The organism is Sulfurimonas sp., from assembly GCF_018698455.1.
In the GTDB taxonomy this organism is placed as follows: domain Bacteria; phylum Campylobacterota; class Campylobacteria; order Campylobacterales; family Sulfurimonadaceae; genus Sulfurimonas.
Genome location: NZ_JABIOQ010000006.1, coordinates 1 through 16,949 on the forward strand (window position 1 = coordinate 1; position 16,949 = coordinate 16,949).

Annotated in this window: 21 protein-coding genes, 1 tRNA gene and 1 pseudogene; 2 read left to right on the top strand and 21 right to left on the bottom strand. The window is 32.5% G+C overall.

What is annotated here, in order from left to right:
* From HOG88_RS00645 to HOG88_RS00715, 15 genes and pseudogenes are all read right to left on the bottom strand, one after another.
* Positions 1 to 182, bottom strand: a pseudogene (locus HOG88_RS00645) (ATP citrate synthase); the annotation flags it as partial.
* 14 nt (positions 183 to 196) lie between these two features.
* Complete coding sequence (locus HOG88_RS00650) at positions 197 to 1,531, bottom strand: ATP citrate lyase citrate-binding domain-containing protein (RefSeq protein ID WP_295002122.1); 1,335 nt, start codon at positions 1,529 to 1,531, stop codon at positions 197 to 199.
* A gap of 89 nt (positions 1,532 to 1,620) precedes the next feature.
* Positions 1,621 to 2,592 (bottom strand): hypothetical protein, encoded by a 972-nt coding sequence (locus tag HOG88_RS00655; protein WP_295002123.1) that lies wholly within the window; start codon positions 2,590 to 2,592, stop codon positions 1,621 to 1,623.
* A gap of 218 nt (positions 2,593 to 2,810) precedes the next feature.
* Positions 2,811 to 3,380: an aminodeoxychorismate/anthranilate synthase component II gene (locus HOG88_RS00660; RefSeq protein WP_295002124.1), complete on the bottom strand. Its 570-nt coding sequence runs from the start codon at positions 3,378 to 3,380 to the stop codon at positions 2,811 to 2,813.
* Between the two features lie 59 nt (positions 3,381 to 3,439).
* Positions 3,440 to 4,243 carry an ABC transporter permease gene (locus HOG88_RS00665; RefSeq protein WP_295002125.1) on the bottom strand — a complete coding sequence of 268 codons (804 nt, stop codon included), beginning with the start codon at positions 4,241 to 4,243 and terminating at the stop codon, positions 3,440 to 3,442.
* A gap of 5 nt (positions 4,244 to 4,248) precedes the next feature.
* Entirely contained in the window at positions 4,249 to 6,111 is a 1,863-nt protein-coding gene (flgK, locus tag HOG88_RS00670; protein WP_295002126.1) for a flagellar hook-associated protein FlgK, read from the bottom strand.
* Position 6,112: 1 nt separating this feature from the next.
* Positions 6,113 to 6,541 carry a hypothetical protein gene (locus HOG88_RS00675; RefSeq protein WP_295002127.1) on the bottom strand — a complete coding sequence of 143 codons (429 nt, stop codon included), beginning with the start codon at positions 6,539 to 6,541 and terminating at the stop codon, positions 6,113 to 6,115.
* A 26-nt stretch (positions 6,542 to 6,567) separates the two neighbouring features.
* The gene (locus tag HOG88_RS00680; protein WP_295002128.1) at positions 6,568 to 6,771 is read right to left on the bottom strand and encodes a flagellar biosynthesis anti-sigma factor FlgM; all 204 of its coding nucleotides are present in this window, start codon (positions 6,769 to 6,771) and stop codon (positions 6,568 to 6,570) included.
* 77 nt (positions 6,772 to 6,848) lie between these two features.
* Positions 6,849 to 7,142 carry a rod-binding protein gene (locus HOG88_RS00685; RefSeq protein WP_295002129.1) on the bottom strand — a complete coding sequence of 98 codons (294 nt, stop codon included), beginning with the start codon at positions 7,140 to 7,142 and terminating at the stop codon, positions 6,849 to 6,851.
* Positions 7,142 to 8,188: a flagellar basal body P-ring protein FlgI gene (locus tag HOG88_RS00690; RefSeq protein ID WP_295002130.1), complete on the bottom strand. Its 1,047-nt coding sequence runs from the start codon at positions 8,186 to 8,188 to the stop codon at positions 7,142 to 7,144. Before HOG88_RS00690 ends, HOG88_RS00685 begins: the two co-directional genes overlap by 1 nt.
* A 44-nt stretch (positions 8,189 to 8,232) precedes the next feature.
* A complete protein-coding gene (gene rsmD, locus HOG88_RS00695; protein ID WP_295002131.1) occupies positions 8,233 to 8,829 on the bottom strand; it encodes a 16S rRNA (guanine(966)-N(2))-methyltransferase RsmD in 597 nt (198 codons plus the stop codon).
* The gene (locus HOG88_RS00700) at positions 8,819 to 9,187 is read right to left on the bottom strand and encodes a hypothetical protein (RefSeq protein WP_295002132.1); all 369 of its coding nucleotides are present in this window, start codon (positions 9,185 to 9,187) and stop codon (positions 8,819 to 8,821) included. The genes rsmD and HOG88_RS00700 overlap by 11 nt, the downstream gene beginning before the upstream one ends.
* Positions 9,188 to 9,189: 2 nt before the next feature.
* Complete coding sequence (locus tag HOG88_RS00705; protein WP_295002133.1) at positions 9,190 to 9,894, bottom strand: exonuclease domain-containing protein; 705 nt, start codon at positions 9,892 to 9,894, stop codon at positions 9,190 to 9,192.
* Entirely contained in the window at positions 9,888 to 10,436 is a 549-nt protein-coding gene (locus tag HOG88_RS00710; RefSeq protein WP_295002134.1) for a hypothetical protein, read from the bottom strand. The genes HOG88_RS00705 and HOG88_RS00710 overlap by 7 nt, the downstream gene beginning before the upstream one ends.
* Before the next feature lie 2 nt (positions 10,437 to 10,438).
* Complete coding sequence (locus HOG88_RS00715) at positions 10,439 to 10,861, bottom strand: hypothetical protein (RefSeq protein WP_295002135.1); 423 nt, start codon at positions 10,859 to 10,861, stop codon at positions 10,439 to 10,441.
* Between the two features lie 74 nt (positions 10,862 to 10,935).
* Between HOG88_RS00715 and murA the strand changes: the two genes are divergently transcribed.
* Positions 10,936 to 12,198, top strand: coding sequence for a UDP-N-acetylglucosamine 1-carboxyvinyltransferase (gene murA / locus HOG88_RS00720; protein ID WP_295002136.1), 1,263 nt, complete (start codon positions 10,936 to 10,938; stop codon positions 12,196 to 12,198).
* Between the two features lie 4 nt (positions 12,199 to 12,202).
* Here murA and HOG88_RS00725 read toward each other — a convergent pair whose 3' ends face one another.
* From HOG88_RS00725 to HOG88_RS00735, 3 genes are all read right to left on the bottom strand, one after another.
* A complete protein-coding gene (locus HOG88_RS00725; RefSeq protein WP_295002137.1) occupies positions 12,203 to 12,580 on the bottom strand; it encodes a helix-turn-helix transcriptional regulator in 378 nt (125 codons plus the stop codon).
* Between the two features lie 13 nt (positions 12,581 to 12,593).
* Positions 12,594 to 13,466, bottom strand: a complete 873-nt coding sequence (locus HOG88_RS00730; protein WP_295002138.1) for a DnaJ C-terminal domain-containing protein — start codon at positions 13,464 to 13,466, stop codon at positions 12,594 to 12,596.
* A gap of 174 nt (positions 13,467 to 13,640) precedes the next feature.
* Positions 13,641 to 14,639 (bottom strand): hypothetical protein, encoded by a 999-nt coding sequence (locus HOG88_RS00735; protein WP_295002139.1) that lies wholly within the window; start codon positions 14,637 to 14,639, stop codon positions 13,641 to 13,643.
* A gap of 704 nt (positions 14,640 to 15,343) precedes the next feature.
* On the opposite strand from HOG88_RS00735, the gene HOG88_RS00740 reads away from it, so the two are divergent.
* Entirely contained in the window at positions 15,344 to 15,622 is a 279-nt protein-coding gene (locus HOG88_RS00740; RefSeq protein ID WP_295002140.1) for a hypothetical protein, read from the top strand.
* A gap of 90 nt (positions 15,623 to 15,712) precedes the next feature.
* Here the strand turns inward: HOG88_RS00740 and HOG88_RS00745 are convergent.
* The 3 genes from HOG88_RS00745 to ruvX all read right to left on the bottom strand — a co-directional run bounded on the left by HOG88_RS00745 (position 15,713) and on the right by ruvX (position 16,948).
* A tRNA-Val gene (locus HOG88_RS00745) sits at positions 15,713 to 15,787 on the bottom strand.
* A gap of 58 nt (positions 15,788 to 15,845) precedes the next feature.
* On the bottom strand, positions 15,846 to 16,544 hold the full coding sequence (locus tag HOG88_RS00750; RefSeq protein ID WP_295002141.1) for a heparan-alpha-glucosaminide N-acetyltransferase: 699 nt from the start codon (positions 16,542 to 16,544) through the stop codon (positions 15,846 to 15,848).
* Positions 16,544 to 16,948, bottom strand: a complete 405-nt coding sequence (ruvX, locus tag HOG88_RS00755; RefSeq protein ID WP_295002142.1) for a Holliday junction resolvase RuvX — start codon at positions 16,946 to 16,948, stop codon at positions 16,544 to 16,546. Before ruvX ends, HOG88_RS00750 begins: the two co-directional genes overlap by 1 nt.
* Between the last annotated feature and the right edge of the window lies 1 nt (position 16,949).

The window sequence follows — 16,949 nt, forward strand, 5'->3', positions numbered from 1 at the left end:
ATAACTTCATCTGGTCCGAAGAAGAATTTTTCAAACTTATTTCCACTTGTAGGTGCAACTATAGCAGCTACTGATGGAGTTTTTCTTTGAATAGTGTAATCATAGTCTAACATTCTTTGGATAGCAGTTTTGTTGTTGTTCCAAAAAATTGCTTGTGTATCTTTAGTATATAATTTTTCCATATTTTCTCCTTAGTCTACGCTAGTGCCATACGAACTATGTCAGTCACGTGTGTTTCTGGTCCATAAACTTCAATGTAAAGACCTAATTTATCTGCAGCTTCTTTGATATCTTTAAGACCTTTTTCATAGTTAGGTCCTCCACGACGAACGTAGATTTTAAGATCAACAGCTTTCATTTTCTCAGCATATATTTCAAATGCTTGAATGATACCTGTAAAAGTTTTTGCTACATCAGTAAAGTTAGCAATGGCTCCACCGATAATCATAACTTTACCACGACCTTGAGGATCTTTTTCTCTAGTCATTAAATCAAGTAATGTTTCTGCATAAAACTTTGTTTCACCTGTAGTTGGACCACCAGAGTACTCACCATAGTTTGCAAGATCATCAATTCCAGCCATATCAGCGATAGTATCAGCATAAACAACTGAAGCACCACCACCGGCAACCATAGTCCAAATTCTAGCTTCTGGTTTAAGTAAAGTAAGTTTAAGTGAAGCACCAGTTTTAGCATCAGCTTCTTCAATAGCTTCAACTTCTGGAGATTTAGCTTCCATACCAAACGCAGTAGGATATTCAACATCACCCCACTCTTCTACCATCATGAATCCAGCAGTATCATCAAGTTTTGCAACCATATCAAGAAGTTCAACCTTAGTGTCTTGCATTACAAATGGGTTAATTTCAAGATATGCAAAGTTTAACTCACGGTATGCTTTAAAGAAACCAATACAAAATTCAGCAAAGTTTGCTTTATCTTTATCAGCTACATCTTTAGGAACACTTGCTCTAATCTTTTTAGCAATTTCATCTTCTGTTGCAGTAATCGGGAATGCTACTTCAATAACTTTCTCATCCCAGTTCTCTTCAATAGCAATACCACCTTCTGCAGACATATAGATAACATCATCATCACCAACACAAGTAGCAGAAACATAATACTCTTCAGCATCAGTATGTGGAGTAAACGGTTCAACAATAAAGTTAGTAAGTTTATCTACTGATGGTTCACCTGTAGGCTTGTCGCCATCAAATGAGAAATAAACACTCTGATTACCAGAAGCTTTTTCATCTATCCATGAAGCAGCTTTAGATAAAGACACATCACCTGGTTTTTTATCTCTAAAAAGAACTAAGTCATTCATGCCGCGTTTACCAAATAACATATCTGGTTTTGCAACTAACTTTTTATCTTTAATCCAAGATGCAGTTTTTGCAGCCTCTTTAAGTTCTGATCCATTTTGAACCATTACTGTTTCATATGCATAAGTAAAGTCTGGAAAGTATTTATCCCAATGTTTTGCTAAGATAGACTTAGCATCATATTCGCGTATCGCTTTTTGAGCCATGTGAAATTCCCTATTTTAATATTTGTACAGTATTTTAGCGTAAAGTTATTAATTTAATATGCTGTGTTTATCTTTAGTATAAAAGTAGTTTATAGTGTGTTTATTTTTGTAACATTTGCTCTGTATAGAGTCTTATTTTTGTAACTTATTGTTACAAATGATGTATTGTTTTCGCTATTATTACTCTCTCTTAAAACATTTTTTTTGCAATAAGAGATATTATAAAATTTTAATCTTTTTTGCATATTCGCATTTGTTTCAACACAATTAATACCCTTTATTCTTAATTCACGAGATAAATCTTTTGCTACATGCATATTATAAGCAAAATGATTTTTGGGCTCATCTATAAAGTTATATAACTCCTTATTGAAAGAAACAATAATTGAATTAAAAATTAAAATAACAAATGAACTCACAAAAATGAGTTTATATCCTTTTCTAAATATCTTTAGTCTTACTTTATATGAGCTAATAAAAGATTGTGCTACAAGAGGTAGTGATATAATTAAGTATGGTGCAAAATGTTCTATTGCAATTCTTTGTCTAAATGAAAGAGCTAATGAGAGAATAAGGCCAGTAACTGCTATGTACCAAATCAAATCTATCTTACCAGTCATATATCTTCTGTGAAGGATATAGCAGATATATATAAAAATGATTGGGCTAAATACAGCACTATATATACCGATCGTATCCAAAAAATGTCCGGTTGGTGAACCAGATGCACCAAAACCGTAGAGGTAGCTTGTAAGCGAATAAAGGAAGATACTATATAGAACTAAATATTTTCTTTTTGCCAATATATAGTAAAAAAATAATCCTAAAAATAAATATGCAAACCCAATGTCAATTATTGAATAAACAAGGAGTAATATTATTATAAAAGGTTCTGGGAACTTTTGCTCTAAATATATAAAAAGGAGTAATCCAAAAATAACCATTCCTGCACTATTAATTACAATAGCAGAACTAACTACTCCCGGCAATAAGATAAATACTAAAACTAACCATATTCGATCTCGCCCTAGATTAATATATCTTTTTGAAATATCGTACATAAGTAAGACACTCATCAAATGAAAAAATATCATTACAAAACGTAGACCAAAGTCATTTTGTCCAAATATATTTAAAGATTTTTGAACTAAAAACTGGAGAAATGAGAAATCATCATATACCAGAGCAGCTTCATCGAAAGATATAGAAACATTATATGTTTGAAAGAAGAGTATACAAGCATCTACTCCTAATATAAGAAAGAAGATGTACCTATGTATCATAACCGTAAAAAATTTCCAATTATTTTATGTCCATACTCACTCATTATTGATTCTGGATGAAACTGAACACCATAAATCTCTTTATCTTTAATCTTTAATGCCATTATTTCGTGATCATCTTCACTAAATGCAGTTACCTCTATCTCTTTAGGCAAATTAGCTTTATCTACTATCAAAGAATGGTAGCGCGTAGCAATAAATTCTTGTGGTAAATCCTTAAATAAATCACAACTAGCACTCTGTTTCATTAGAGATGTTTTTCCATGCATCATTTTTTCTGCACGTACTACATCAGCACCAAACACTTGAGCTATACTTTGATGACCTAAGCAAATACCTAAAATAGGTAGTTTGTCTTCAAAGTACCTAATAACATCTAGAGTAATTCCTGCTTCATCAGGAGAAGCAGGACCAGGAGATATTATTATTTTTTCAGGACAAAGTGCTTCTATTTCTTCTACACTCATCTCATCATTTCTAATTATTTTAAGATTAGCTCCTAGCTCTCGGCAGTACTGAACTATATTATAAGTAAAACTATCATAATTATCTATCATTAAAATCAATTCTATTTTCCTCTATTCTTTATGTATAGAATTATATCTTTATTATCTTGTTAGAATTATTAGATACTATTTTGAACCTTTTTTTTGTTTGTCAATTTTTGTAAATAATTTGATATATTAATTAATGAAAATGTTACAAGAAAAATCATGAGTCCAGGAAAAAAGCTTACCCACCATGCTATTTCAATGACATCTTTTCCTCCACTTAAAATAGTTCCCCAACTCATCTGTGGAGAAACAATCCCCAAGCCTAAAAAGCTGAGTCCTGATTCTGCTAAGATGGCTCCTCCCACACCAAAAGTAAAGCTTACAAAATAAATTGGAGCTAAAATTGGAGCATAATATTTCAATAATATTTTCAATTTATTTACCTTTGCTATATTCAAGATTTTAATATAAGGTTGAGAGCTCACTTTAAAGCTCTCAGATCTGATTAATCTAGCTGTTGTCATCCAACCTGTAACAGAAATTATAATGATTAGGACTAATATAGAAGCTGATATGTAACTCACTAAAGCTAAAAGCAAAAAGAATGTTGGAAAAGTTAAAAATAAATCTACTGTAATTATAAGTGCCTTGTCAACTTTTCCTCGAAAGTATCCAGCTGTTGACCCTACAATAAGTCCTATGAAGGAGGCAATAAAAGCACTGCCAACACCAATAATTAAAGAAGTTTTTCCCCCTTCGATAAGACGAGCTAAAATATCTCGACCTAATCTATCTGTTCCTAAAATATATTCTAATGAGGGAGGAATAAGTATAGCATCTTTGTGTAATGTTCCTGCATCATCAGCATATATAAAAACTCCAAAAAAAGAGAATATAAAGATAAACGAAATAACAAATATACTGAATTTAGGCATAAAAATTACTGTTTAATACCTAAGAGTGTTTGCATCATCTGATCTACTGTTGTAATAATTTTAGCAGCTGCACCATATGATGTTTGATACTTAATAAGATTTGTCAATTCTTCGTCCATACTAACCTTAGATGTAGAGTCATATTCCATCTGTGTTGAATTAAATAGCGTTGAAACAGTTTCATTTCTAGTTATTGCCGAATTTGTTGAAATACCTACATAAGTTGCTGTAATATCATACATGCCGTATATCGTTGAATCATATGATTTATCTGCTGCTTGAAAGCTATAAGTTTCAAACTGCTGCTGAACCATATCTAAAGCGACTCTATTATCCCCAATATTAGTAGAATATCCAGATCTAAGATCTGTTGGATTATTTCTTATATCAACTGCCAAATTCATATTTTTTGCACTATCTCCATCAAAAAACCTTCCTAGTCCAATAGCCCCTGCAAAATTACTCCCAGTTGCAAACTCGTTAGTTGTAAGATTATCTGCGACTGAAAATGTATACCCATTTGAAATAAATTCAGGCCTCATATTCATACTCAAGCTTTTTTCACCTGCTGCCGAAGGAGTATAACTAAACAATATAAAGTCATCTATATCATTGTTTGCCGAATTATCTGCATTATCATCTAAATTTGCTGCGATTTGGACTTCAATACTATTCATCGAAGTAAAGTCATCAATCTTAATATTTCTTTTGGCTACTTCATTTCCATCAATGTCATAAATTAAAATGTCAAAAGAACCTTTATTAATGTTTAATCCAGATGTAATCAGAGCATCTCCTGCATTTACATCAATTACATTTGACTCCATCTTCCCAGTTGCATTCTGGGCATAAAGATTATTTGTACCTTCTATCATACCTTGTGCAAGTGCATCTAATTGGCTAATTACATTTTGTAAGATTCCATCTGAAGGTACTCCACTTGTTGTGTCTATTGTACCACCCCGTAAATCAAATATAGCACCAATCTTCCCGTCGCTAATAATTTCTTCTAGCGGAATCTTTTGTCCATCTTGTCTGTCATAAGAAACCTCATAAAAACCAGAGGGGTTCTCTTTGTTTGTGATAAAAAGAGGATGAAAACTACTTCCATCAACAATATTAAATCCATTTATGGAAAGAGTATAGCTCCCTTCGGTAGTATTCGAGTTACTATGTATATTCATATTTGCTGTAAGTTTAGAGTTCGTCACATCTGCACCAATCAGTTTTGAAAGGTTTCTTTCAATTACATTACGTTTATCTCTTAAATCATTAGCACTATATCCACTTGTAGTTTCAGAAACTTCTATCTGAATATTTAAACCAGCCAACTCTTCTGCTAATTCATTCACCTGATTTACATTAACTACTAACTGCTCATTCATTTGCGACTGTAAGTTTTCAACAAGTTCAACAGTTTGTGAAATATGCTGGGAAAGTGTTTGAGTCTGCTCTACTAAAGCTATTTTAATCGAATCATTTTCTGGATTATCTGCAAATGTTTGCCACATGCCATAGTATGTTGCCATATCAGATTTAATACCTACCCCATCTATTTCAGGAAAATAGGTAGAGAGTTGATCAAGAGTTTGTTGCTCAAAGTCGCTATACTCTTTATCTGCAGATACTGCTGAGTATCTATCAAAAACAAAATTATCGAAAATTCTTTTTATGTCTTGAATTTCCACACCATTACCCACATTTCCTGCAGCTAAAGGAATCGGAGTAGCGGATGTTGAAACTACTCTTTGTCTTGTATAACCTTCTGTTTCAGCATTAGCTATATTATGACCTGTTGTACTTATTCCAACCTGTGCCGCATTTAAAGCACTATACCCTATGCCTAATGTACTAAATATAGAAGACATCTTATACCCTAACTTCTAATATTGTTGGATTTTTTGATGCAGTTTTTGTATAGCCTTGCATCTCTGTAGGAATAAGTCTTTCTAGGAAAGTATTGTATAAATTGCTTACAACGAGTACTTGTTTAGCATATTTTTTGTTTACATCTCTAAGTGTAGCAAGTTCTATTTTAAGTTCATCTAGAAGTTTATGTTGTTCTTGATTAATTAGGTTTGTCAGTTCTACACCTGAATTATTTGTCATTAAAGATGATATTTCGTGATCAATTATTGCTTTTTTTGCTTCAAAACTTTTAAGTTTTTCTTCTTTTAAAGATAGTCTTTGGAACTGTGCATCATGTTTTGCAACTTTGATGTCTTCCATGTCAGACTCTGTAATTTTAATTATATCCCTTAAATCATTTAAGGCATTTTGTAAATGATGAGATAACATAATTTACTCCTGTTGATTACTTAGTTTTAAAGTAACTCGTCCGCTATCTTTTGAGATAATACATCTAAGTTAACTTTATACTCTCCAGAGTTTATCGACTCTTTGAGTTTTTCAACACCACTCATATCATCCTGCTTTGTAGCTACGACATCTTGTTTTGTTGTATTTGAGTCATTCATCTTACTTGCATAAGCCGACTGTACCGCTGCACTATTGAGATTTGAAATCATAATCTATCCTTTAACATTTTCTTGGTTTTTTTATATATAACTATATCGACAAAGGATAGATATTCTTTAGTGTTTTATCAATTTTTTCTACTAAGATATTCATATAACATCTGTGAAAATCCAAAGCCTCCTGCACTTGCACGCGAGAGTTCATCTCTGTACATTGACTTATAGATTTTATCACCAGGATCGTTCTCTTGAGAAAATATATTTTTTTCATCTTTGGCTGCGTTATCCATAAGCATTTTAATGATAACAGCCTCAAAAGCATCAGTTTGATCTCGTAGTTCTTTATCTTCAACATTCTTATTTATTGCTGGAACACTGTTTTGCTGTGAAAGTATTTGCGAAGTATTTATTGGATAGCTCATTAAATCACCTTTAAGTCTGCAGATATACTACCTGCTGTTTTCATAGCTTCTAATATCGCAATGATATCTTTAGGTGTAGACCCTAGCTTTTGAAGAGAGCGGACTAAGTTTGCAACTGTAGTCGTTCCTTCTTTTGTATACACTTCATTTTGGTTCAGTCCTATTACAAGGTTTTCATCGACTTCCATTGCTCCATCAGGAGATATAACACTTTTTTGTTCAACTATTTTAATTGTGATATCACCATGCGTGATAATAATTGGCTTTAGTGTTATATCAACACCTGCAACGATCGTACCCGTTCTTTCATTAATAATAATTCTGTTTTTAGTCGTATAGTCCATATCAATTTCTTGAACCTCTGCCAAAAACTCTATCATAGAACGATTCTCTGGGCGTTTTAGTTTTATACTTCTAGAGTCCATTGCAACAGCTATTTGTGTATTATAAAAACTATTCACAGCCTTTTGTACTGCCACCGCGTTTTTAAAGTCTGACTCTTTTAAAGAGAGTGTTGCATACTCTTGGTGAAATAGATCTATATTTATTTCACGTTCTATAAAACCACCATCGAAAACCATACCCGCTGTAGGGTGTGACTCTGCACCCGATCCTCTTAGATTTCTTCCACCTATACTTACTGAACCTTGTGCTAATGCATAAATCTTCCCATCAACCCCTTTAAGAGGAGTCATAAGAAGTGTTCCGCCTTCTAGAGATTTAGCATCACCAATTGAGGAAACATTTACACTAAACTTATCACCCTGTCTCGCAAAAGGTTTTATTGTAGCTGTTACAACCACTGCTGCAACATTTTTAGATTTTATGTCTATGGGATTCATATCTATATTCATTGCTTTGAGCATATTTGAAATAGATTGGAGGGTAAATTTTGAAGTTGTCCCATCACCAGTCTTTTTAAGACCGACAACAAGAGAATAACCAATAATCTGATTTTCTCGAACACCAATGATATTTGATATATCATTAATCTTTGTCGCGTTGAGAGTACTAAGAAGAAGTATAAAAAGGATAAAGAGTTTCATTAAATTCCTTGCATTTACAAGAAAAAAGCAATTACTATTCCACTTTACTCTTCGATAAGATAGCTAAGAGTAGTGTTTCCAAACTTTTTAGATTTTTTAAGTTCAAAGTTTCCTAATTTATTAGGAATTTCTAAACCTGTCATATGCTCAATTATAACCATTTCGACATATTCACTTGGAAGAGCGGCTATAAGAGCCATTGTTTTATCATAGATATCTTCCATTCCTTCTCGTATGCTAAAAGGTGGGTCAACATAAACATAAGCTCTCTGCTGTGTCTTTTTGAGTTTGGCAACAACTTCTTTTATATTTGTAAAACTATCCCCACTATAAACATAGCAATCCGAAGCACCAAGAGAAGCTATATTACTTTTTAAAATACGAAGTGCATCTCTGTCTTTTTCCATAAAATAGATCTCTTTTGCTCCGCGACTCAAAGCTTCAAGACCAATGGAACCACTTCCAGAGAAAACCTCAACAAAAACTGAATCAACTATGTCAAACTGAAGAGTATTAAAAAAAGATTCAAGGACTATGGTTTTTGAACTTCTTGTTGTCACTTTACTGGGTATATTGAGAACCTTACCCTTATACTTTCCAGAGATAATCTTTTTTGTAAACTTATTACTATTATTTTTCATAAAATGCTTTTACCGCTCTTATAATATTAGACTGATACTCTTGTGTTAAAAGTTCTATCCGTTTTTCTAAAATACTAAAATCCATACATTCAGTATGACTATAAGGCTCTTCTTCTGATTCACTTCCACCTAACTCTTTATATCTACTTTCAAGTGCAAGAATCAGCTGTGATTTTGAAAATGGTTTTAGTAAGTCAACATTCTCACCACTTCCAATATAAAAGCACCTATCATCATTAAGGCACTCCTGATCTCTTACCACTATGTCACATTTTTTTGTACTACTAAGATACTTCTCTAAAAAAAGTTCCAATGACTTTTGTAATAAGGGAGACTTACACTCTACTGCAATTTTCATAACTATCCTTGTAAGTAGTAGTTTATACTATACTTTATATCTTCATCTAAATCATCGGCTTTATTTAAAAGCCACTCGGCATAAGCCCTATCAACATGACAAACCTCTTCTATAAACTGACCCTTATGTTTTCCAAAATTAAACTTACAAATTAGCACATTTTGGGAACTAAGCTCTATCATTTTTTCAATGGATGCCATATCTTCGAGGTAGTGTAAAAGTAGCTCTGTCACTATAACATCACTAAGTGCGTTGTTCGCATATAAAGCATCTTTAATTCCATAGCACTCTTTTTGTTTTTCTTCATTACGATATAGCTTGAGTTCATAACGTAACACTTGTAAGGAAAACAGTTCACACTCTGGTATAAGATGTTTAGTGACTCTAGAGGAATCAATAACACTTCCTTTCCATAATAGTCCACTTCCTACAAGTTTTTCTAAAAAGAAGTTTGCATTATGTGAGATGAGAATACTTTCTTCATTGTTATTATCTGACAAAAAATGATAAGCTTTACTATCAAGGAATGAACCTTTCTCTTTTATCATTTCATTCGTGATATGATGTACACTTGATGCTTGTGGAGATATTTTTTTACCCTCATTAAGAAGTTCATATATATAATGCTCCTCATTTAAAAGCGCGATAGAACAGATTTTATCATTTACCTCCACCCCAGTTGTTTCCATGTCTAAAAAAATTAACATTTCGTCAGCCTTATGCGTTTACATTTCATCGTAAGAATCATAAAGGAAAAGTAGCCCGCTAAAAGAATAAATCCATAAAGTATATAAGTATTAAACCATGAGAAAAGTGAGACTGACGATGAAAATAAATATACAAGTGCAAGTGCAATTATTATCTCTGAAGCAACTATCCATATTAGAAGCATAAACCATTTTCTCCATACCTTCACTAAATCTCCATAACCTATAAACTCTATAAGCTCCTGTTTATCATTTTTAAGACAAGACAAAAGTTCTATTTTATACTCCCCGTAACATATATTAAAAATATACTTCAGTGATAAAAAAAGTGAAAGTAAAAGTGTAATACTCCAAAGTAGAACAAACCAAAAACTAAAAATTTCAAACAGTGCACTTATCAGCTCTGTGTTTAAAGAGGGTAAACCCTGTTTTACATAAAGGTACAAGCTTACAATAGCACTGAAAATTGATGCGAAAAAGATACTAGAAAATGAAACGAAGAGAGCCCATCTTAACCAAATGAAAAAGTAAAACTTACTCATCTTTATTTACTAAATCTATCTAACATAGTATGATAATGCTCAAGTGTCATAAAGCTCTTCTCAAATCTATAACGAATAATAAACTCAACAACCTTATCTTTGAACTCAGTCTCAACATTTTCCACTCTTCCAAAATAGGCTAAAGAAATATTTTTACTTTTGACATCTGTATTCTTATCATATTGTATTGCTAGAACTTGAAGGTATTTTCCTTCTTTTATCTCTCCTAAATTTTCATTTAAAAGTGAAGCACCAGAAAGATTTATAGCTTTAAATATAAAAATATTTTTAAACTTGGGTACCTTTTGATCGACACCAACTTCTAGATATAGTTCTTCTAAAATTTTTAGGTTATTTTTTCTCGCTAGTTCATAACTAGAGATTTTATTTGTTAAGTTTTTTAATCGCTCTAATGCTGAACTCATACCTATTTCCTTTCATCAAAGTATATCAAAAAATAATTAGATATAATGTCATAAATTACTAAATAAAGAGACTTATGGACTACTTAAAAGCACAAAGTGTAAAATCACTCAATGGTATAATAAAAATTTCTGGTGCGAAGAATGCATCCCTTCCTCTTATTGCCTTGACAATACTCTCAAGTGAAATTGTCTCTTTAAAGAATCTCCCTAATGTTGCGGATATAAAAACACTTCTGAAGCTTCTTAGTAACCTTGGTGCTATTTGTAAATTTCATGAAGATAGAGTTACTGTTGACACCAGATCCCTACATGAAACAAAGGCAACTTACGACATCGTTAAAACGATGAGAGCATCAATCCTTGTTTTAGGTCCAATCCTTGCACGCTTCGGACATTGTGAAGTTTCTCTACCAGGAGGCTGTGCAATTGGTCAGCGTCCTATTAATTTACATCTAAAAGCGTTAGAGCAGATGGGTGCTAAAATAGCAATTAAAGCTGGTTATATCGAAGCAACTGCACCTGATGGTCTAACGGGCTGTAATATTATTTTTGATAAAATAACTGTAACTGGAACTGCCAATATTGTAATGGCTGCTGCCCTTGCGAAAGGTGAGACTACTATTACAAACGCAGCGAGAGAACCTGAAGTAGTACAACTTTGTGAGGTTTTAAGTGCAAGCGGAATAGAGATAGAAGGTATTGGTACTGCTATTCTAACTATCAAAGGAACAGCTGGAAAGCTTATCGCCATAAAAGAATTTTCTGTTATTCCTGATAGAATAGAAGCAGGAACATACCTTTGTGCTGGAGCTATTACAAAATCACAAATCACACTAACAAGTGTAGAGCCTAAACACCTTGGAGCAGTTTTAGCAAAACTCGAAGAGATGGGTAATAGTTTTACCATTACTGATTACACTATAACCATTCATCCTGCCCAAGAAATAAAACCTGTAAAGATTGTCACTCAAGAATACCCTGCATTTCCAACAGATATGCAAGCTCAATTTCTAACATTAGCAACTCAAGCAAATGGTGTTTCAATTATAGAAGAAAGACTTTTCGAAAATCGTTTTATGCATGTGAGTGAACTTCAACGTATGGGTGCAGATATAACACTCAATGGTCATACAGCAACAGTCTGCGGAAAAACAAAGTTATGTGGTACGGATGTTATGGCGACAGACCTTAGAGCCTCTTCTGCACTTGTTTTAGCAGCACTAGTTGCAAATGGTGAGACCAATATTCACCGTATATACCATCTTGACCGTGGATATGATTCTTTAGAAAAAAAATTAGGGAATGTTGGAGCAAAAATACAAAGATTAAAAGAGTAACTCTTTAATCTTTAAATATAATCATTTCGTAAACTGATCTAGTTGTAACAAGAGCCTTATCTGGTGAAACGGAGTGTGAGTTTTGAGCACAGTTTACCTCATGACGAAGTTCTGCTATCTCTTTTTCCATTTCATCAACATTTATTTTTAAGCGAAGTATTATATCTACCCCGGCAAGGTTTACCCCTAACTCACGAGTTAAACGAAGTATTAGTTTTATTTTATCTACGTCGCGTTCAGAGTAAAGTCTTATGCGACCATTAGATCGCGAAGGACATATGAGGTTTTCACGTTCATACTGACGTAAAGTCTGTGGGTGTATATCTAAAATTTTAGCAACGATACTTATTAAATAAACTGGCTCATCATATTTGTGTATCACTTGCTAAACCCTTCTAGTCTTTTGGTAGTTTTTCTTTCATTATTTCAACTAAGTCTTCATCGAGAGTCTCAACATTTGGCAAAACTATATTTGCTTCTAGATAGAGGTTTCCTCGTGTTTTCAACTTACGGTTCATTGCACCCATTTCTTTAACACGAAAACGTTGTCCATTCTTTGTATTTTGAGGTACTTTAAGTTTTATCTCTTTCTCTAAAGTTTCTATAGCAATTTTCTCTCCAAAAAGTGCTGCAAAAAGAGGTACATCAAAACTTTTAACTAAATCATCACCTTCTCTCACATAATCTGGGCTAGATGCTACTGTGATTTTAAGGAACAGGTCTCCAACTCGACCAGACTGAGCATGACCTTTACCTTTAACACGCATCTTTTCACCAGAGTTCACACCAGCAGGAATCTTAATGTCAAATCTATCGCCTTGAACAGAAACAGGATGACTTCCTCCTAATATAGACACGATAAAAGGAATCGTTACATTTGTTTCAATATCAAGATTAACTTCTTGTTGAAAGCCACCTCCACCAAAGCCGCCACCGAATGGATTACCGCCACCGCCGCCACCATTTGAAAACATTTCACGAAGTATATCTTCCATACTTCCAGCGCCTGCACCACCATGACTACGTGAGAAATCATGAAAATTCTGTCCACCGAACATAGAATCGCCCTGCATGTCATACTGCTGTTTCTTTTCTTTGTCACTGAGAATTTCATACGCAGAGTTTATTTCTTTAAACTTCTCCTCTGAATCTGGATCTTTATTTACATCTGGATGATACTGACGAGCTAGTTTTCTATACGCTTTTTTTATTTCTGATTCGTTCGCACTTTCGTTTATTTCTAAAGTTTTGTAAAGGGATTTTGCCACTGTTTTTCCTGATAAATTTTTTATATTAATTATTAGTGTGATTATATCATAAGAGTTGAGTGTATGTCAATCAAGTTAACACCACAAATCTTTATACATTTAAATTAATACTACTCTTAACCTTCATTTTATATGGACTTATTTTAGAGATAAGTAACTTTGTAGTGGATAGTCCTAACTCTGATAGTTATGTATTTCTCTAATAATCATGTTTTGCTCTTTAAAAAGGTATTCAATAATTTTTTTACTGCTTTTTCCTGAACTAACTATCAAAAATATTACTTTTAATGTTTCTTCTTCCTTATAATCTGTTTTAAGATATTTGGTTTGTACAAGGATTATATCGTCATTCAGAGTAATGTATATTGAAGTTTGCTTCTTTAAAAATTCTTCTTCTTGAGGACTATTTATAAATATACTAATACTTTTTTCTGATAAGTCACATACATTGAATTCAAAAACTTTAGCATTTGAGTCTTCCACATGTGCAATAACTTTTACTGTAGGTTCAATGCGAATTGATTGTCTCTTGTGCATATCTTCTTTTGCAAAAACAAAATTATTAATCTTAAAGATATTTTCATTTGTATTGGCAACATTCCCACGTAGAGTAAGCCTTCCTTTTTTGGTATTTGAAATAAGTAGGATACTTGTACTTTCTAGAAGTGAGATATGATGCTTACGGTCTACTAATACCTCTATGAAATTTTCACTAAGTCTGAGAATCTTACCAAATTTATTTAAGGGAAGACCTTTATAGAAAGTTAATACATTTACCTTAGAAATTTGATTAATTTTAAAAAAATTTGCGACCTCCGTATCAACATTCTTCGAGATGACTCTCGTGTGCTCTCTTCCATCACTCGCGATTGAGCCACACAGAGATGCTGTAAGTGTAGTAAAGGAAAATATATATAAATCGTCATGTTGATTTTTTGAGATTAAAATTGTTGCATCTTTGCATTTAAAATATTCATTATTCGTAAAAAGCAAGAATAGATTTTCTTCATTTTCTATATTAATTGTTTTGAGAAAAACTTCAATGGCATTTTTCTTACTAAGAGATTCAATGTTTAAGATTCTCAACATGTACCGGTTAATAAGGTCTATTTTTTTGTTTTTAAAGATTATAATCCCATTAGGGAGTAAATCACAAACTTCCAACTTAGTCATATTTTTTGTTCCTCTAGCAAAAATTTCTGTTACATACATACAAATAGATATTTAAGAGAGCGATTATTCCCTAGCAATCATCTTTTAACCTCGTATAAATACTTTTATTAATAACACATCTTTTTTTAAAGTTTTTTTGACTTTAAATCAAAGATGCATTACTCTGTTGAGATTGAAATACTAACTTCAAATCCTGTAACTATCATACTCAACTTAAGCATGGCGACTTTTGCACCCAAATCCAAGTAAATCTTAAGTAGTGCTCGTTATGTAGTGATTATACTTGTAAAATCTTTATTGTTCTTTACAATCTCATCAATCTGTGCTATTTTGACCATGATTTCAATAAATGCTTGCAAAGTAATAGATAAATTTTGAAGTTCACACTACAAATCTTTAAAGAGTCCACCTATGGTTTTAGGTTCATTGCTCATTCTGTTAATGAAGCTGACAATAGTATAAGCAAAAATGAGAGAGTAATTTTACCTGCATTTTATGTTTTTCATAAATAGCATTGAGAGTTTTCTTTTTTATCTTTAAAGTTCTAAATTTTGTTATTAGTTGCTATCCTTGAGATAACTTTTAACCTAAGTAAAAAATATACTAAAAATAGGGACTATTTTAGCTGAAAATCTTGTTTCTATGAAAATATCAAAGATGTAATAGAAAATTTATTAGAAATAAGAAAAACTCACTTATGGTTTATGGGTAAAGCTGACTCAAAGTATCAAGAAGTATTAGATATCGAGATAGAGATGAATAAAATCCAAGCTAAAACAATTATTACACCAAAACAATACACTGAAATATATAATTTATCAGTAAAGCTACAAGGACATTGCAGAAATCGGATCAAAGATCCATTGCCCTATTATCAGGAAGCACGAGGTGAAAAAATCACTTATTATGTTGAAGAAGTAGATAAGTGGCGATCTAAACAACGACAAAAAAAAGATAAAATAAGGTATTTAGCAGTGATTTGAAGAGGTTCGAACTACATAACTCAGTATTCTTAAAGTATTTTACAATTTCGTTAAACATATTGAAAGTAAGGGCTGGAAATGGTTTATGGATGGTGCTCGATACTGGATTTGAACCAGTGACCACCTCCATGTCATGGAGGCACTCTACCGCTGAGTTAATCGAGCTTATGGTGTTTCGGTCGGGAATTATACCCATATTTTAAACAATTTCAATACTTAATGATTAAGTTATAGCAAAAAAAACTCCAAATAGCAGAGGTTGATGAAGAAGATAAATAAGTAGAGAGTTTTTTCCCATATATGCAAAGACAATATTTATTTTAGAATCACTCTTATAAAAACTATTATCAAAGAATTTCAAATGAAGATTATAACTACTAAATACCATTCCTAGTAAAAAAACACCAAACCAAGGAAACAGTCCAACTAGGTCTTCTGTGTACTTTATAGGTAAGTTTAGAGGCTCTTGGAGTATGTTAAAAAGCCAGTGCATATTTGGTGTACCAATGTTGTAAGCTGTTATGATTAGGATTGCAACAATCAGTGAAGTTTTGGGTATATGTAAAAATAAGAGTCCAAAGATAGAAGCAAAAAGAAAAAAATGAAGTATGCCAAAATATATCCAAGAGTTTGGAAACTGAGTGTAACTTCCAATACTTACAAAAAGTGAAGCAAGTGCTAAGATTAAAATTCTCTTTTTTAATTTAGTAAAATTTAAACCATTTTCATTTGCTAGCTTTATACTGATTCCAGCAGAAAACAGAAACATACACACGATAAAGTATCTAAAATATTTCCAAAAAGCACCATGAAGAATATCTATATCTAAAATATGAAAATTATTTAAATCAAAAAATAGATGAAAAATTATCATCAAGAAAATTGCATGGCCACGAAATACATCTAGTCCGACAAGTCTCATTATTTCTTTTTTTGTTTCATTTTATAGAGGTATCTTTGTAAAATAATCATTGCAGAGATAGAATCTATTCTGCCATCTCTTATGTATTTTATTTCACCTTTCATAAGGTTTTCAGCTTCAAGTGAGCTTCCTGCTTCATCTTGATAAATAACTTCGCCTTCAAATGCGACAAGCCCCATAAAGTGTGCGATTCTTCGTCGCATTTCATCTTCACTACTTCCACCAAGGGGAATACCGATAACAACAGTATCAATTTCCCATTCGGCTATGACCTTTCGTACTTCGTGCGAAGCTTGGTCACGATTTGTACGGATAACTGCTGGGAGTGGTGTTACCAAATCTTTATGTGCAGAGTAAGCTAAACCTATGCGTTTTAAGCCTAAGTCAATCGCTATATATTTCATG

Bases quoted from the DNA above. Each gene is read 5' to 3' on its own strand.
- HOG88_RS00650 (WP_295002122.1), bottom strand. From the start codon at position 1,531: ATGGCTCAAAAAGCGATACGCGAATATGATGCTAAGTCTATCTTAGCA.
- HOG88_RS00655 (WP_295002123.1), bottom strand. From the start codon at position 2,592: ATGTACGATATTTCAAAAAGATATATTAATCTAGGGCGAGATCGAATA.
- HOG88_RS00665 (WP_295002125.1), bottom strand. From the start codon at position 4,243: ATGCCTAAATTCAGTATATTTGTTATTTCGTTTATCTTTATATTCTCT.
- flgK (WP_295002126.1), bottom strand. From the start codon at position 6,111: ATGTCTTCTATATTTAGTACATTAGGCATAGGGTATAGTGCTTTAAAT.
- HOG88_RS00675 (WP_295002127.1), bottom strand. From the start codon at position 6,541: ATGTTATCTCATCATTTACAAAATGCCTTAAATGATTTAAGGGATATA.
- HOG88_RS00680 (WP_295002128.1), bottom strand. From the start codon at position 6,771: ATGATTTCAAATCTCAATAGTGCAGCGGTACAGTCGGCTTATGCAAGT.
- HOG88_RS00685 (WP_295002129.1), bottom strand. From the start codon at position 7,142: ATGAGCTATCCAATAAATACTTCGCAAATACTTTCACAGCAAAACAGT.
- HOG88_RS00690 (WP_295002130.1), bottom strand. From the start codon at position 8,188: ATGAAACTCTTTATCCTTTTTATACTTCTTCTTAGTACTCTCAACGCG.
- rsmD (WP_295002131.1), bottom strand. From the start codon at position 8,829: ATGAAAAATAATAGTAATAAGTTTACAAAAAAGATTATCTCTGGAAAG.
- HOG88_RS00700 (WP_295002132.1), bottom strand. From the start codon at position 9,187: ATGAAAATTGCAGTAGAGTGTAAGTCTCCCTTATTACAAAAGTCATTG.
- HOG88_RS00705 (WP_295002133.1), bottom strand. From the start codon at position 9,894: ATGTTAATTTTTTTAGACATGGAAACAACTGGGGTGGAGGTAAATGAT.
- HOG88_RS00710 (WP_295002134.1), bottom strand. From the start codon at position 10,436: ATGAGTAAGTTTTACTTTTTCATTTGGTTAAGATGGGCTCTCTTCGTT.
- HOG88_RS00715 (WP_295002135.1), bottom strand. From the start codon at position 10,861: ATGAGTTCAGCATTAGAGCGATTAAAAAACTTAACAAATAAAATCTCT.
- murA (WP_295002136.1), top strand. From the start codon at position 10,936: ATGGACTACTTAAAAGCACAAAGTGTAAAATCACTCAATGGTATAATA.
- HOG88_RS00735 (WP_295002139.1), bottom strand. From the start codon at position 14,639: ATGACTAAGTTGGAAGTTTGTGATTTACTCCCTAATGGGATTATAATC.
- HOG88_RS00740 (WP_295002140.1), top strand. From the start codon at position 15,344: ATGGGTAAAGCTGACTCAAAGTATCAAGAAGTATTAGATATCGAGATA.
- HOG88_RS00750 (WP_295002141.1), bottom strand. From the start codon at position 16,544: ATGAGACTTGTCGGACTAGATGTATTTCGTGGCCATGCAATTTTCTTG.
- ruvX (WP_295002142.1), bottom strand. From the start codon at position 16,948: ATGAAATATATAGCGATTGACTTAGGCTTAAAACGCATAGGTTTAGCT.